Genomic DNA, 16760 nt, shown 5'->3' with positions numbered 1-16760 from the left:
TAAGATCCGTTCTTAGGTGTTTTTTTTGGTTTCTTTATGAGCAAATAGAAGATTTTGTTGTATTTTATTTCATAATTTGATATTATCGTGTATAATTATTAGTTAATTGAAGGGCGGGTATGCAATGACATCGGTTTTTAAAGGACGCAGTTTTTTAGCAGAAAAGGATTTTACAAAAGAAGAACTACAATATTTGATTGATTTTTCCCAGCACTTGAAAGGGATGAAGGCCAACAATCAACCACATCGTTATTTAGATGGCAAAAACATTGCACTTTTGTTTGAAAAGAATTCGACACGGACGCGAGCAGCCTTTACGGTTGCAGCGGTGGATCTGGGGGCACATCCGGAATTTTTAGGGGCCAATGATATTCAGTTGGGGTCTAAAGAATCTGTTGAAGATACCGCCAAAGTATTCGGCCGCATGTTCGACGGGATCGAGTTTCGCGGCTTTAGTCAACAGGTTGTCGAAGATCTGGCCAACTATTCAGGTGTACCTGTTTGGAATGGCTTAACGGATGAATGGCATCCAACGCAAATGATTGCTGACTTTTTAACCATTCAAGAAAACTTTGGTGAGCTGACTGGCTTGACCATCGCATACTGTGGGGATGGTCGCAACAATGTCGCTAATTCTTTATTAGTGACCAGTGCGATTTTAGGGGTCAATATTCATGTCGTCACCCCGAAGGCCTTGCAGCCAGAAGCAACCATCATCGCACAGGCACAAGCCTATGCCAAGCAATCGGGCGCAAAGATTTTGGTGACTGATGATGTGGATCAAGGTGTTCTAGGCGCTGATGTCGTGTATACCGATGTTTGGGTATCAATGGGTGAAGAAGAAAAATTCCAAGAGCGGATCGAACAGCTGCTGCCGTATCAAGTCAACCAATCGTTGATGAAAAAAACACAAAACGATCAAGTGATTTTTATGCATTGTTTGCCAGCATTTCATGATGATCAGACCACGTATGGCAAAAAAGCAGCGCAGGCGTATGGAATTTCTGAGATGGAAGTCACTGATGAGGTCTTTCGCAGTAAGTATGCCCGTCAATTCGATCAAGCCGAAAATCGTTTGCACTCAATCAAAGCGATCATGGCAGTGACTGCTGGAGATCTATTTATTCCTAAAGTATAAAATAATTTTTTTGAAAATGCCAAAATCTCGCTAGCCAAACAAACATTTCTTTGCTATACTTTCTGGGAAGTAAATAACCTTGATTTGATGAAACAAGAGAAGTAGCGATTCGAGTATCAGTTAGCGAGTTCGGGGTGGTGGAAGCCGAATTGATCAGATTGTGAAACGCACTTGTGAGAATTTGCCAAGCAAACGGAATTCTGCCGTTATCAGAAAAAAGTAGGTCCGAAAAGGACAATCAGAGTGGTACCGCGGGAAATCTCGTCTCTAGTGCATGTTATGCGCTAGAGGCTTTTTTTGTTTTTATCAATCATTTCTTGCGTTAAAAACATACAGCTGTTTGCTTGCTTCAAACAACTTTTCATCAAAACATGGGCTCAGTCATTATAGGAGGGATACTATGAATAACAAAGAAATCGTCGCACAAGCCATCCATCAAGTAGTAAAAGAAGATCTATCGATCGAACAAGTTCAGCAATTACTGGAAAATCCAAAGTCAGCCGACCATGGGGATGTGGCATTCCCAGCCTTCTCGCTAGCAAAAGTCTATCGGAAAGCGCCGCAGCAAATTGCCGCAGACTTAGCCGAAAAAATCGATCAAGCGTCTTTTGAAAAAATTGAAGTGGTCGGTCCATATTTAAACTTCTTTATGGATAAAAAAGCAATCTCTGCCCACGTCTTAGAGATGGTTCTCAAAGAAAAAAATCATTTTGGCGATCAAACCATCGGCAATCAGCAAGCAGTACCCATCGATATGTCTTCACCAAATATTGCCAAACCCATCTCAATGGGGCATTTGCGTTCCACTGTGATCGGTAACTCAATCGGCTTTATTTTAGAAAAAATCGGTTACCAGCCAATTCGCATCAACCATTTAGGCGACTGGGGCACACAATTTGGGAAATTGATCGTGGCCTATAAAAAATGGGGGTCAGAAGAAGCGGTCAAAGCGGAACCAATCAACGAACTGTTGCGTTTGTATGTTGATTTTCACGAAGCTGCCGAGACAGATAAACAATTAGAAGATGATGCGAGAGCTTGGTTCAAGAAACTAGAAGATGGTGACCAAGAAGCAATGGATTTATGGCAATGGTTCCGTGATGAATCATTAAAAGAATTCAATAAAATCTATGATATGTTGGAAGTTTCCTTTGATTCATTGAATGGCGAAGCTTTCTATAATGATAAAATGACAGAAGTCGTGGAATTATTAGAGGAAAAACACTTGCTGAAAGAAGACCAAGGGGCAGAAATCGTTGATTTGGCTGCGTATGACTTAAATCCAGCCTTGATCCGCAAATCCGATGGTGCGACTCTTTACATCACCCGGGACATGGCCGCAGCGCTGTACCGCAAACGGACCTACAATTTTGCCAAATCATTGTACGTGGTAGGAAATGAGCAAAGTTATCACTTCAAGCAATTAAAAGCTGTTTTGAAGGAAATGGGCTTTGAGTGGGCAGATGATATGACCCACGTACCATTTGGATTGATCACCAAAGATGGGAAAAAATTATCTACGAGAAAAGGGAAGATCGTTCTTTTAGAAGAAGTATTGAATGAAGCGATCGATTCAGCGAAAGAACAAATCACTGAAAAGAACCCAACCCTTGAAAACAAAGAAGAAGTTGCAAAACAAGTCGGTGTCGGGGCAGTCGTTTTCCACGACTTGAAAAATGACCGTTTGAATAATTTCGACTTTACGCTAGAAGAAGTTGTCCGTTTTGAAGGAGAGACCGGACCCTATGTGCAATATTCTCATGCCCGTGCCATGAGCATTCTTGAAAAAGCCGACTTTGATCCTGCTGCTGTCAGCAGTTTGTCATTGGCAGATACTGAGAGCTGGGAAGTCATCAAATTGATTCAGCGCTACCCAGAAACCGTGCTGCAAGCAGCAGAAAAATATGAACCATCCGTCATTGCTAAACATGCCATCAAATTGGCACAGGCCTTTAATAAGTATTACGCCAATGTGAAAATCTTGGCTGAAGATGCGGAAAAAGACGCACGTCTGGCTCTAGTTTATGCAGTAACGACCTTATTAAAAGAAGATTTACGGTTGCTTGGTTTACATGCACCCGACAAAATGTAACAAAAAAAGCTGTATCCTTGTTTCGACAAGGACACAGCTTTTTTGTAGTAAAAATACAGATAGGTCACATTTGTTCGGTGTCTTATAAGACCGCGTGGTTTCTGATAAATTGATAAAAAGTTTCGGCATCTTCGTCGCTGCGGGAAATCACCGCTACTGTATCAAAGCCCGCCAACGAGCAAACTTTTTCTGGCATAGTCACTTCATCGATCGCTGCCGAAAGCAAAGGCGCATTGTCCGCAACGGTATGGATCAACGTCATAAATTGCACACGATCTACTTTAGTGACAACGTCTTCGATCATCTGTATCAACCGCTGCTCTTCTTCTTTTTCATCTTCTGACGATTGCATTCCTTGAAAAATGACAAACTTTGTCTGACCTGTTTCATCGGGCACTTTCACGATTTTCAAATCACGAATATCGCGAGAGATGGTCGCTTGCGTGGCGGAGACGCCTTGGGCTTCCAATTGCTGCAATAATTCTTCTTGCGTGCGTACAGTATGTTCAGTAATGATTTGTCTAATAAGTAAATGGCGATCAGCTTTTCGCATAGGTAAACTCCTTTAAGCATGATTGATTAAGTCAGCCTTATCATAGCAGATAAAGCCGAAAAAACCTAGATATAATAAGAAAAGAATTAGAACGTTAAAAAAAATCTGGACCACGAATCGTAGTTTTTCATTTGAATCAGTTGCATTTCTTTTTTAGCTACTGTATACTGTTTAAGGCGTGAGTTTTTCACGTCAATCCCACATCTTGTTCCATCTGCGAAGCGGTGCTGATCGATTCAGTTCTTCAAGGAGTAAAAGAGCAAGAGAGGAAAACAAAAAAACCAAATTGGAGGAAACACAACATGGCAGTAATCTCAATGAAACAATTACTAGAAGCCGGCGTACACTTTGGTCACCAAACTCGTCGCTGGAACCCAAAAATGAAGAAATATATCTTCACAGAAAGAAACGGCATCTACATCATTGATTTGCAAAAAACAGTGAAATTAGTAGACGCAGCTTACGACTACATGAAAAATGTTGCTGAAGAAGGCGGCGTTGCATTGTTCGTAGGTACTAAAAAACAAGCACAAGAAGCAATCAAAGAAGAAGCAATCCGTTCAGGTCAATACTATGTTAACCATCGTTGGTTAGGTGGAACTTTGACAAACTGGGAAACAATCCAAAAACGTGTTGCTCGTTTGAAACAAATCAACAAAATGGAAGAAGATGGCACATTTGCTGTTCTTCCTAAAAAAGAAGTCGTTGGCTTGAACAAAGAGCGCGAACGTCTTGAAAAATTCTTAGGCGGTATCGCTGATATGCCAAGAATTCCAGATGTAATGTACGTTGTTGACCCACGTAAAGAACGTATCGCGATCCAAGAAGCACGCAAATTAAATATCCCGATCGTAGCTATGGTCGATACAAACTGTGATCCAGACGAAATCGATGTTGTTATCCCATCAAATGATGACGCTATTCGTGCCGTTAAATTGATCACTGCGAAAATGGCAGATGCTTTCATCGAAGGTAACCAAGGCGAAGACCAAGTAGCAGAAGAAGATTTTGCTGCTGAATCAACAGAAAACGCAACTTCAATCGAAGAAATCGTTGATGTTGTCGAAGGCGACAACGCATCAGCTGAATAATAAATGATGGAGCTGTTTCAAAGGCTAGGCGCCAAGCCTCACTCTCCTTTGAAACAGCTTTTTTTAAAGACAAGCAATCTTGTTTAAAAACATTTAGGAGGAAACAAAAAATGGCAGAAGTAACAGCTAAATTAGTAAAAGAATTACGCGATATGACTGGTGTAGGAATGATGGACGCAAAACGTGCATTAGTTGAAGTAGAAGGCGACATCGAAAAAGCCGTAGACTTATTACGTGAAAAAGGTATGGCAAAAGCTGCGAAGAAAAACGACCGTATTGCTGCTGAAGGTTTAGCATCTGTAGCGATCAACGGCAACACAGCAGCAATCGTTGAAGTGAACTCAGAAACTGACTTCGTTTCTAAAAATGAAATGTTCCAAGACTTAGTAAAAGAAATCGCTGAAGTAATCGCAGCAAACAAACCAGCTGATATGGATGCTGCTTTAAAATTAGAAACTTCTAAAGGCACAATGGATGCTGCGTTGATCGAAGCAACACAAGTAATCGGAGAAAAAATCAGCTTCCGTCGTTTTGAAGTTGTTGAAAAAGATGACAATGCTGCTTTCGGCGGTTACCTACACATGGGCGGACGTATTGCTGTATTGACTGTTCTTGAAGGAACAACTGACGAATCAGTTGCGAAAGATGTTGCAATGCACGTTGCAGCGATCAACCCTCGCTACGTGAACGAAGCACAAATCTCTCAAGAAGAATTGGATCATGAAAAACAAGTCTTGACAGAACAAGCATTGAACGAAGGCAAACCAGCGAACATCGTTGAAAAAATGGTTGAAGGACGCTTGAAGAAATTTAAAGCAGAAATCGCTTTGGTTGACCAACCATTCGTTAAAGACCCAGATATGACAGTTGAAAAATACGTTGCATCAAAAGGCGCAACTGTGAAATCTTTTGTCCGCTTTGAAGTCGGCGAAGGTATCGAAAAACGCGAAGACAACTTCGTTGAAGAAGTAATGAGCCAAGTGAAAAAATAATTCTGTTCCTCGAACAGATGGGAACGCATGGAAGTGCGCTCCCTTTTTTTAAGCAAAAACGGTTTTTGAAGAAATAGTGTAGATAATTTTCAACGAAAGAGCACCAATATGCTACAATAGTATTGGAGAATGTACGGAGGAATCATGATGGGCAAACCAAAATATCAACGTGTTGTATTAAAATTAAGTGGTGAAGCATTAGCGGGTGACGAAGGCTTTGGGATCAAACCACCGACGATCCAAGAGATCGTTAAAGAGATCAAGGAAGTCCACGAATTAGGCGTACAGATGGCGATCGTGGTCGGCGGCGGAAACATTTGGCGTGGACAAATCGGCGCGCAAATGGGGATGGAAAGAGCACAAGCTGATTACATGGGCATGTTAGCGACTGTGATGAATGCTTTAGCATTACAAGACACGCTAGAAAATGCTGGTGTACCAACGCGTGTCCAAACTTCGATCGAAATGCGTCAAATCGCAGAGCCTTATATTCGTCGCAGAGCAGAACGTCACTTAGAAAAAGGGCGGGTCGTCATTTTTGCAGGCGGAACCGGAAACCCTTATTTCTCAACTGATACGACCGCAGCCTTACGGGCAGCTGAAATCAACGCTGATGTCATTTTGATGGCGAAAAACAATGTTGATGGCGTCTACTCAGCAGATCCTAAAACGGACCAAAGTGCTGTGAAATTTGAAGAATTGACCCATTTAGAAGTCATTTCTAAAGGATTGCAAGTAATGGATTCAACCGCAAGTTCATTAAGTATGGACAACGATATTCCATTAGTCGTATTCAACTTGAATGAGCATGGAAACATTCGCCGCGCCATTTTAGGTGAACATATTGGAACGACAGTAAGGGGGAAATAACATGGCTGACAAAATTTTAACAGAAGCAAAAGACAAAATGAAAAAAGCAGCAGAAAACTTGCAGCGGGAATTAGGACAAATCCGTGCTGGCCGCGCGAATGCGAGCATCTTAGACCGCGTAATGGTTACTTACTATGGTGTACCAACACCCTTGAACCAAATGGCTTCAATTACGATTCCAGAAGCAAGAATTTTGATGATCACACCTTTTGACAAAACAATGATCCAAGAAGTAGAAAAAGCTATCATGCAAAGTGATATTGGTATCACGCCTGCCAATGACGGAACAGTCATTCGTTTGGTGATTCCTCAATTAACGGAAGAACGTCGTAAAGAATTAGCCAAAGATGTGAAAAAAGAAGCTGAAAATGCGAAAATCGCGGTTCGTAACATTCGCCGTGATGCGATGGAAGCTTACAAGAAACAAGAAAAAGCTGGCGATATCACAGAAGATGATTTGCGTGAATCTGAAAAAGAAGTGCAAACTGCTACAGATAACAGCATCAAAGAAATCGATGCGATCGCAGCTGAAAAAGAACAAGAGCTACTTGAGGTTTAAAAGGAATGACGAAGAGTCGCTTCAGCGGCTCTTTTTTTATGGTCGAAAGTGCCGTATGTACTTGAATATCACGACTGTTTTTTTGTTTTTTCTTAATATGGAAATCTTTTCTTGGTTTTCATAGGCAAGAAATCTGATTATTGTTATAATGTAAAAGATGAATTTCAAGAATTGGAAGAGGAGCGAATACGATGCTGCGTTTTTTTCCACAAAAAGACAAATATATCAAAGAAGCGGCTGAACATGAATTTGATCCATCACTGCCGATTCCCCAACACATCGCGATCATTATGGATGGCAATGGCAGATGGGCGCAAAACCGACGCTTGCCAAGAGTAGCTGGTCACAAAGAAGGCATGGAGACGGTAAAAAAGATCACGAAACATGCTTCACACCTTGGTGTGAAAGTATTGACTCTTTATGCGTTCTCAACAGAGAATTGGAAACGGCCAAACGAAGAAGTGGACTTTTTGATGCAACTGCCCGTCGACTTTTTCGACACGTTTGTTCCTGAGCTGATCAAAGAAAATGTTCAAGTCAAAGTGATGGGGTTCACGGAATCTTTACCCGCGCATACACAAGAAGCGGTCAAGCGAGCGATTGACCAAACCAAAGATAATACTGGGATGATCTTGAATTTTGCTTTAAATTACGGCAGCCGCGCAGAAATTTTGACTGCGGTCCAAGCCCTTTATGAAGAGCTTGCAGCTTCGGAGGAAGCCCTGCCCAAGCTCACGGAAGACATGCTGGCGACACATTTGATGACTGGTTTTTTGCCAAACGCGTTACGTGATCCTGAATTGGTGATTCGCACGAGTGGCGAAGAACGTATCAGCAACTTCTTGTTATGGCAGATTGCTTACAGCGAATTATTCTTTACGAAAGCGCTCTGGCCTGATTTCGATGCTGCTTTACTAGAAGATGCGATCGGGAGCTTTCAACAACGAAACCGGCGTTTTGGCGGTTTGAAAACGAAGGAGGAAGAAGAGTGAGACAACGTGTAATCACTGCGGTCGTCGCATTAGCCTTTTTCCTGCCAATTATTTACGTTGGCGGCATTGCCGTCGAATTGCTGGCAGCAGCGATGGCAGGGATTGGTGTTTATGAATTATTTCGGATGAAAGGACTAGCTGTTTTCAGTTTTGAAGGAATTCTTTCAATCATCGGTGCGGTGATTTTAGTTTTACCTCAAGAACGCTGGTTTTTCTTTTTGCCAGAGGGCACAGATAAAAGTGCCTTGTATTATGTAATCGTCCTTCTATTACTAGGGATCGCGGTTATTTCTAAAAATACGTATACTATCGATGAAGCTGGTTTTCCAGTGATCGTCAGCTTATATACGGGTGTCGGGTTTGAACGTTTCTTGACGGCACGTTCAGCAACAGATGGCTTAGTCGTTTTAGTTTTCGGTCTGTTTATCGTGTGGGCAACAGATATTGGGGCTTACATGGTGGGACGGCGTTACGGTCAACGAAAATTATGGCCAGAGATTTCCCCTAATAAAACGATCGAAGGGGCCCTAGGCGGGATTGCTGCTGCGGTGGTCGTAGCCGGTTTGTATCTGCTAGCATTTCCAGGGAAAGATTATTTTGGACATGGTAGTGCCCTCATGATCTTATTGACGGTCCTCTTTTCGATCGCTGGTCAATTCGGGGATTTAGTGGAATCGGCAATCAAACGTCATTATGGCGTGAAGGATTCAGGCAATCTTTTGCCAGGACATGGCGGGATCTTGGATCGCTTCGATAGCATGCTGTTTGTGTTTCCAATCATGTATTTATTCGGTGTTTTTTAGAAATTATTTAGAAGTGCAGGCTTGGCTTGCGCTTCTTTTTTTAAATTCTTGTTACAACGGGAATGTGAGTTTCTCAACGGGAATCGGTGTGATAAAATAAGGAAAGGCTGCCCTGAATGAGAGGGATGCTGTGAAAGAGAGGAACGAGCATGAAAACGATACTTGTATTTATCATTATCTTTTCCGTAGTGGTAGTGATTCACGAGTTTGGACACTACTTCTTTGCAAAACGGGCAGGTATTTTAGTAAGAGAGTTTGCCATCGGTATGGGGCCTAAATTGTTCGCGCATCAAGCGAAAGATGGGACGACCTACACGATTCGGATGCTGCCATTAGGCGGGTATGTCCAAATGGCGGGCTGGGGTGAAGATGAAACAGAATTAACACCAGGTATGCCAGTCTCCTTGGTTCAAGATGCAACTGGCAAAGTTATCAAAATCAATACGAGCAAAAAGATCCAATTGCCGCAAGCGATCCCTATGGAAGTGACCGACTTTGACTTGGAGGAGAAGTTGACGATCACAGGGTTCATCAATGGCAATGAACAAGAAGCGATTACGTACGCTGTGGATCATGATGCAACGATCATCCATGAAGATGGCGTTGAAGTTCGGATCGCGCCTAAAGACGTTCAATTCCAGTCCGCAAAGCTTTGGCAGCGAATGCTGACGAATTTTGCTGGACCGATGAACAACTTTATTTTATCCTTGGTCTTATTCACTGGGTTGGTGTTTGCACAAGGTGGTGTTGCGAATCAAGATGCAACCATCGTGACAGGAATCGAAGCAGGAACACCGGCAGCTGAAGCAGGGCTGCAAAATGGCGATGAAATCTTAGCTGTCGAAGGTGTCGATGTTTCTAACTGGTCAGAATTAACGACTGAGATCCAAAAGTACCCAGATACTCAGATTGCTCTAGCAGTCAAACGAGGATCAGAAACACTTGATTTGACGGCAACTCCTGCGAGTCAAGAATCAGGGGAGACCACGATTGGTTTCTTAGGGATCACCGCTTCCTTAAAAACTGGGATCGGAGATATCTTACTGGGCGGCTTGCAAACGACCATTGACAATTCACTGGTGATTTTTAGAGCAGTCGGCAACTTGATTGCCCAACCAGATATCAATAAATTGGGTGGACCGGTAGCGATTTTCCAACTGTCTTCTCAAGCTGCATCGCAAGGGGTAACAACGGTGATCGCGATGATGGCGATGATTTCTATCAACTTGGGGATCTTTAATCTATTACCGATTCCTGGATTGGATGGCGGTAAGCTGGTTTTAAATATTTTAGAAGGTTTGCGAGGCAAGCCAATCAGCCAAGAAAAAGAAGGCATCATTACTCTGATTGGGTTTGGGTTTTTGATGCTGCTGATGGTTCTCGTTACCTGGAATGATATCCAACGTTTCTTCTTTTAAAAATAAGACGCACAAGCAAATCAATTGTTGATCGGGTGAACATGATTTTTTGTAGCAAAGGAGAAAAAAATGAAACAGTCAAAATGTTTGATTCCGACATTGCGGGAAACCCCCAGCGATGCGGAGACGTTAAGTCATCAACTGTTAGTTAGGGCAGGGTATATTCGACAAGTGGCGGCAGGCATTTATGTTTACTTGCCGCTAGCACAAAGGGTGTTAGAAAAGATCAAGCGGGTCATCCGTGAAGAATTGGCACAAATCGATGCCGTAGAGATGGCGATGCCTTCTTTGCTTCCGTATGAGCCATGGAAGGAGTCAGGACGTGCCTCATTGTATGGTGAATCCTTGTATCGATTAACAGATCGAAACGAACGAGAGATCGTTTTAGGACCTACTCATGAAGAGCCGTTTACGACATTGATCAAAAACGAGATCACGTCTTATAAACGGCTGCCATTGAGCTTGTATCAGATCCAAACGAAATATCGGGACGAACAGCGGCCGCGCTTTGGATTGATCCGCAGCCGCGAATTTATCATGCAAGATGGCTATTCCTTTCATGCCGATGAAGCCAGCTTAGATCAAACCTATAATCGTTACGAAATGGCTTATCATGCAATATTGAAACGCTGTGGGATCGAGTATCGGGCAGTGGTCGGGGACAATGGCTTGATGGGTGGCAGAGATTCGAAAGAATTTTTGGCATTGTCGGGGATCGGCGAAGAGCTGATCTGCTACTCGACCGAAAGCGATTATGTCGCCAATTGGAAATTAGCAACCAGTCAATACATCGCCAAAAAATCTCACGAGACCTATTTAGAATTACAAAAAGTCGTTCAGGATGAGCCTTTAACGTTAGAGGAGCTGGCGCAGGCATACGAAACAGACTTGCAAAAAATCGTTCAAGTATCTTTATTACTCGTTGACGAGCAAGTCATTATGGTGTTATTACGAGGCGATCACAGCCTCAATGAAACAAAGGTCAAGCATTACTTAGCCGCTGATCAAGTGAAGGTGCTGACTGTTGAGGAAGCGGAGTCTTATCTGACGAGTGAGACGCAGCTGCGCAGTCCCATTGCGCTTGCTGATTCGATCCAGTTGTACGCCGATCAGCATGTCCAAGATATGGCGAATCTGATCGTTCCAGCGGCAGAAAAACAAAGCTATTATCTCAATGCGAATGTGGGGCGTGATTTTCAACCATTAGCCTTTGCCGATTTTCGCTTGGTTCAAGAAGGTGATCCTTCCCCAGATGGAAAGGGAACCTTAACCTTTACGCGAGGAATCGAAGTTGGCCATATCTTCAAGTTAGGAACCAAGTACAGTGAGGCGCAAGAAGCGACGGTTGTCGATGAAAACGGCGATGAGCAACCAATCATCATGGGCTGTTATGGGCTGGGGGTTTCTCGGCTGCTTTCAACGATCGTCGAACAATACGGCAATGAATTTGGGATCGATTGGCCCCAAGAAATTGCCCCATTTGATGTGCATATCATTCAAACGTCGATTGAAGATAGCTATCAAAATGCCTTAAGTGAAGAAGTAGAAGAAATGATGAACCAAGTCGGCTATCAAGTGCTGGTAGATGACCGCAATGAACGTGCAGGGGTCAAATTTGCAGATGCCGATTTGATTGGCTGTCCGATTCGCTTGACTATCGGTAAAAAAGCCGTAGAAGGCATCGTAGAGATCAAAATCAAGCATACTGGTGCGACCGTTGAAGTGAGAAAAGAAGAAGTCGCTTCGACCCTGACGATTTTGTTAGCCAATCAGGAATAAACAGGAACGAACAAGAATGAATAGCAGATCGAGAGAGGAAATCCTTTCTCGATTTTTTAATGAAAATGAGGGCAAAAAGAGGTATACTAGTGAGTACTGAGAAAAGGAGGATCTTCAATTGTCAAAAGAAAGAGAGACCTTTGAGATATTATTAGACCAAATTGCAGCTGCTCCAAATCTTCGGCAGCATCCGTTGATGCAGACTGCCCAAATCAAACAAGTGACCGTGCATCGACAATCAAAAGCGTGGACGTTTTATTTCCAATTTGAACGTTTATTACCGGTGATGGTGTATCAGTCCTTTAAACAACATATTGAATTGGCGTTTAAAGAGATTGCGGAAGTTCGTATCATCATTGAAGCTCAAGATGGTTCCTTTGATGAGCAATTCATTCAAGAATATTGGCCATTAGCGTTAGCCAATCAAAATTGTGATCGACCATTGGTTCATCAAGTGATCAAAAACCAAATGCCTGTGCTGCAAGAGAACAAAGTGATTTTGCCAGTCAACAATGATGCGGTCATCACGATTTTGCAGCAGCAGTACTTGCCGATCATTGAGGAAAATTATAGTACCTTCGGCTTTCAAAAATTTCGGATCTTGCCGCAGCTAGACCAAGAGCAAGCGGAGGCGGCCTTAAAAGAACTTGAAGCACGCAAGGAAGAGCAAACAGCAGCGTTCCAACAACAAGCTGCTGAGAACTTAATGGCTCACGAGCAACGCAAAAAAGAAGTCAAAACAGTCGAATTTGACGGACCAATCGCCTTGGGACGTAATATTCCTGCCGATGAACCTGTGACACCGATGATCAATATCATCGAGGAAGAACGCCGAGTTACGATCCAAGGGTATGTCTTTGATAAAGAAGTCCGCGAATTGCGTTCAAAACGGAAGATTTTGATCTTAAAAATCACCGACTATACGTCATCGTTTAGTGTGAAAAAATTCTCCAACAATGAAAAAGATGAACAAGTCTTTGATGCCATCGCCAAAGGTAGTTGGGTCAAAGTACGCGGTAGCGTCCAAGAAGATACCTTCATGCGAGATCTTGTTATGAATGCGCAAGATTTGCTGGAAGTTAAACACGAAGCTCGCAAAGACTATGCACCTGAAGGCGAAAAACGGGTCGAACTCCACCTGCATTCCAATATGAGTACGATGGATGCCACCAACAACGTGGCGGATTTTGTCGCTCAAGCAGGCAAATGGGGCCATAAGGCGATTGCGATCACCGATCATGGTGGAGCGCAAGGGTTCCCTGATGCCCATCATGCAGGAGAAAAGGCTGGTGTTAAAATTCTTTACGGTGTGGAAGCCAATATCGTGGATGACGGCGTAGCGGTTGCCTACAATCCTCAGCCTGTTCCACTGACCGATGCTACTTATATCGTGTTTGACGTGGAGACCACTGGGTTGTCTGCAGTATACGACACCATCATTGAGTTGGCTGCTGTGCGGATGCATAAAGGCAACGTGGAGGCATCCTTTGATGAATTTATCGATCCAGGTCATCCGTTATCGCGAACGACCGTAGAACTGACGGGAATCACCGATGAAATGGTTCGCGGGTCAAAATCAGAAGAAGAAGTCTTACGTTTGTTTCGTGAGTTTTCTGAAGGAGCCATTTTAGTTGCCCACAATGCGTCATTTGATATGGGCTTCTTAAATACCAGTTATCGAAAATACGGTATTCCAGAAGCGGAAAATCCCGTCATTGATACATTGGAACTCGCTCGTTATTTGTATCCAGAGTTTAAGCGATTCGGTTTAGGTGTCCTTTCTAAAAAATTCGGTGTCAGCTTAGAACAACATCACCGAGCGATCTACGATGCGGAGGCAACCGGTCATTTAGCATGGATCTTTGTCAAAGAAGCAATGGAAAAACATGAGATGCTGCTGCACGAAGAGTTGAACCGACACGTGGGGGGCGAGAACTCCTACAAAGCAGCTCGACCTTTCCATGCCACGATCTTGGCTCGAACACAGGCAGGATTGAAGAATTTATTCAAGCTGATCTCGATGTCGAATGTGAAGTACTTCCATGATAAAGTCCCACGAATCCCACGTTCAGAATTGGTGAAATTGCGGGAAGGATTGTTAGTCGGAACCGCCTGTGATAAAGGAGAAGTCTTTGTGGCAATGATGCAAAAAGGGGTCGATGCAGCACGAGAACTTGCCAAGTTTTATGACTACATCGAAGTCATGCCCAAAGCAGTTTATGCCCATCTTTTGGAAACGGAACTCGTGAAAAGTGAAAAAGACCTAGAAGACATCATTCGGAATCTGGTAAAAATGGGGGAAGAGTTAGGGAAAATCGTTGTGGCTACTGGGAATGCCCATTACCTAAACGAAGAAGACGCCATTTATCGCAAGGTCTTGATCAATTCAATGGGAGGCGCCAATCCGTTGAATCGTCATAGCCTACCAGACGTGCACTTCCGTACTACGGATGAGATGCTGACTGCTTTTCAATTTTTAGGTCCGGAAGCGGCGAAAGAAATCGTGGTGACGAACCCGAATAAAATCGCCGATCTTTGTGAAAAAGTCATTCCGGTAAAAGATGATCTGTATACACCAAAGATTCCCGGATCAGAACAAGAGATCACCGACTTGAGTTACAACCGTGCCAAAGAGCTATACGGCGATCCATTACCAGAGATCGTGGAAAAACGTTTGAAAAAAGAGCTTGATTCGATCATTGGGAACGGCTTTTCCGTGATCTATTTGATCTCACAAAAACTCGTTCATAAAAGCAATGAAGACGGCTATCTAGTAGGGTCACGGGGATCAGTCGGTTCTAGTTTCGTGGCAACCATGACGGGGATCACTGAGGTCAATCCATTAGCTCCTCATTATTATTGTCCCGATTGCCAGTATTCGGAGTTTTACGAAGACGGTTCGTATGGTTCTGGTTATGATATGCCAGAGAAAAAATGTCCAAAATGCGGCACCCGTCTGAACAAAGATGGCCACGATATTCCCTTTGAAACGTTCCTTGGTTTCCACGGCGATAAAGTACCCGATATCGATTTGAACTTCTCAGGAGAATATCAGCCAGAAGCCCATAACTATACGAAAGTACTCTTCGGTGAAGAATACGTCTATCGTGCAGGAACGATCGGTACCGTAGCCGACAAAACAGCCTTTGGTTTCGTAAAAGGCTTTGAGCGCGATCATAATCTTCATTATCGAGCAGCCGAAGTCGATCGCCTGGCTAAAGGTGCCACAGGCGTCAAACGGACGACTGGTCAGCACCCGGGGGGGATCATCGTTATTCCCGACTATATGGATGTCTATGATTTCACCCCGATCCAATACCCAGCGGATGATCAAAATGCGGAGTGGAAAACGACCCACTTTGATTTCCATTCGATTCATGACAATATCTTGAAACTAGATATCCTCGGACACGATGATCCGACAGTCATTCGGATGCTGCAGGATCTATCAGGCATCGATCCAAAAACGATCCCCACCGATGATCCAGAAGTGATGCGTATTTTTGGCGGCACGGATGTGTTAGGCGTGACCGAAGAGCAGATCTATTCGAAAACCGGTACATTAGGCATCCCGGAATTTGGTACCCGCTTTGTGCGGGGGATGCTGGATCAAACCCATCCATCGACCTTTGCTGAACTCCTGCAGATCTCTGGTCTTTCCCATGGTACCGATGTATGGTTGGGCAATGCCGAAGAACTGATCCGTCGCGGAGACGCTAGTCTAGCAGAAGTAATCGGCTGTCGGGATGATATCATGGTGTATTTGATCCACGCCGGTTTAGATGACGGGATGGCCTTTAAAATCATGGAGACGGTCCGTAAAGGACAATGGAACAAGATCCCTGACGACTTGCGGGACACTTACTTGCAAGCGATGCGGGAGAACAATGTCCCAGAATGGTATATCGATTCTTGTTCGAAGATCAAGTACATGTTCCCGAAAGCCCATGCTGCGGCGTATGTCTTGATGGCGTTACGGGTGGCTTACTTTAAAGTGTACTTCCCAATTCTCTATTACTGTGCTTATTTCTCTGTCCGAGCAGACGATTTTGATTTGATTGCCATGTCAAAAGGAAAAGACGCCGTAAAAGAACGGATGCAAGAAATCACTGACAAAGGATTGGATGCGTCAACGAAAGAAAAGAATCTGTTGACGGTTCTGGAGTTAGCCAATGAAATGTTAGAGCGCGGTTATGAATTTGGAATGATCGATCTGTATAAATCGGATGCGGAAAACTTCGTGATCGACGGGAAAAAATTGATCGCACCGTTCCGAGCAGTACCGAGTTTAGGGCTGAACGTAGCGAAACAAATCGTGGAAGCACGAAAAGACGGTCCCTTCTTATCGAAAGAAGACCTCGCCAATCGCGGGAAAGTATCTAAGACATTGATTGAATACATGACGGATAACGGTGTTCTAAAAGATCTACCAGATGAAAATCAGTTGTCGTTGTTCGATATGTTGTAAGCCAA

Annotated in this window: 12 protein-coding genes and 1 other annotated feature; of the genes, 11 read left to right on the top strand and 1 reads right to left on the bottom strand. The window is 43.5% G+C overall.

Going from position 1 to position 16760, the window contains the following annotated elements; translation table 11 throughout:
* Window positions 1–124 precede the first annotated feature (124 nt).
* A complete protein-coding gene (gene argF / locus ACTW1R_RS11035) occupies window positions 125–1138 on the top strand; it encodes an ornithine carbamoyltransferase (RefSeq protein ID WP_005229421.1) in 1014 nt (337 codons plus the stop codon).
* A 78-nt stretch (window positions 1139–1216) separates the two neighbouring features.
* Window positions 1217–1410, top strand: a binding site (T-box leader).
* A gap of 128 nt (window positions 1411–1538) precedes the next feature.
* Complete coding sequence (gene argS, locus ACTW1R_RS11030) at window positions 1539–3230, top strand: arginine--tRNA ligase (RefSeq protein ID WP_005229423.1); 1692 nt, start codon at window positions 1539–1541, stop codon at window positions 3228–3230.
* Between the two features lie 82 nt (window positions 3231–3312).
* On the opposite strand, the gene ACTW1R_RS11025 is transcribed toward argS, so the two are convergent.
* On the bottom strand, window positions 3313–3783 hold the full coding sequence (locus ACTW1R_RS11025) for an arginine repressor (protein ID WP_005229424.1): 471 nt from the start codon (window positions 3781–3783) through the stop codon (window positions 3313–3315).
* Between the two features lie 302 nt (window positions 3784–4085).
* Between ACTW1R_RS11025 and rpsB the strand changes: the two genes are divergently transcribed.
* The 9 genes from rpsB to ACTW1R_RS10980 all read left to right on the top strand — a co-directional run bounded on the left by rpsB (window position 4086) and on the right by ACTW1R_RS10980 (window position 16755).
* Window positions 4086–4874, top strand: coding sequence for a 30S ribosomal protein S2 (gene rpsB / locus ACTW1R_RS11020; protein WP_005229426.1), 789 nt, complete (start codon window positions 4086–4088; stop codon window positions 4872–4874).
* A 110-nt stretch (window positions 4875–4984) separates the two neighbouring features.
* Entirely contained in the window at window positions 4985–5866 is an 882-nt protein-coding gene (gene tsf, locus ACTW1R_RS11015; RefSeq protein ID WP_005229432.1) for a translation elongation factor Ts, read from the top strand.
* A gap of 147 nt (window positions 5867–6013) precedes the next feature.
* The gene (gene pyrH, locus ACTW1R_RS11010; protein WP_005229433.1) at window positions 6014–6736 is read left to right on the top strand and encodes a UMP kinase; all 723 of its coding nucleotides are present in this window, start codon (window positions 6014–6016) and stop codon (window positions 6734–6736) included.
* 1 nt (window position 6737) lies between these two features.
* A complete protein-coding gene (frr, locus tag ACTW1R_RS11005) occupies window positions 6738–7295 on the top strand; it encodes a ribosome recycling factor (protein ID WP_005229434.1) in 558 nt (185 codons plus the stop codon).
* 191 nt (window positions 7296–7486) lie between these two features.
* Window positions 7487–8287 (top strand): undecaprenyl pyrophosphate synthase, encoded by an 801-nt coding sequence (gene uppS / locus ACTW1R_RS11000; protein ID WP_010749317.1) that lies wholly within the window; start codon window positions 7487–7489, stop codon window positions 8285–8287.
* Window positions 8284–9090, top strand: a complete 807-nt coding sequence (locus ACTW1R_RS10995) for a phosphatidate cytidylyltransferase (protein ID WP_005229436.1) — start codon at window positions 8284–8286, stop codon at window positions 9088–9090. Before uppS ends, ACTW1R_RS10995 begins: the two co-directional genes overlap by 4 nt.
* A 149-nt stretch (window positions 9091–9239) precedes the next feature.
* The gene (rseP, locus tag ACTW1R_RS10990; protein ID WP_005229437.1) at window positions 9240–10508 is read left to right on the top strand and encodes an RIP metalloprotease RseP; all 1269 of its coding nucleotides are present in this window, start codon (window positions 9240–9242) and stop codon (window positions 10506–10508) included.
* A 69-nt stretch (window positions 10509–10577) separates the two neighbouring features.
* A complete protein-coding gene (locus tag ACTW1R_RS10985; RefSeq protein WP_005229438.1) occupies window positions 10578–12287 on the top strand; it encodes a proline--tRNA ligase in 1710 nt (569 codons plus the stop codon).
* A gap of 118 nt (window positions 12288–12405) precedes the next feature.
* Window positions 12406–16755 carry a PolC-type DNA polymerase III gene (locus ACTW1R_RS10980; RefSeq protein ID WP_142968305.1) on the top strand — a complete coding sequence of 1450 codons (4350 nt, stop codon included), beginning with the start codon at window positions 12406–12408 and terminating at the stop codon, window positions 16753–16755.
* The last annotated feature ends 5 nt before the right edge of the window (window positions 16756–16760 follow it).

The organism is Enterococcus sp. R12, assembly GCF_058135755.1.
The sequence above is the reverse complement of the archived record's forward strand: the minus strand, read 5'-3'. Positions and strand labels throughout refer to the sequence as shown.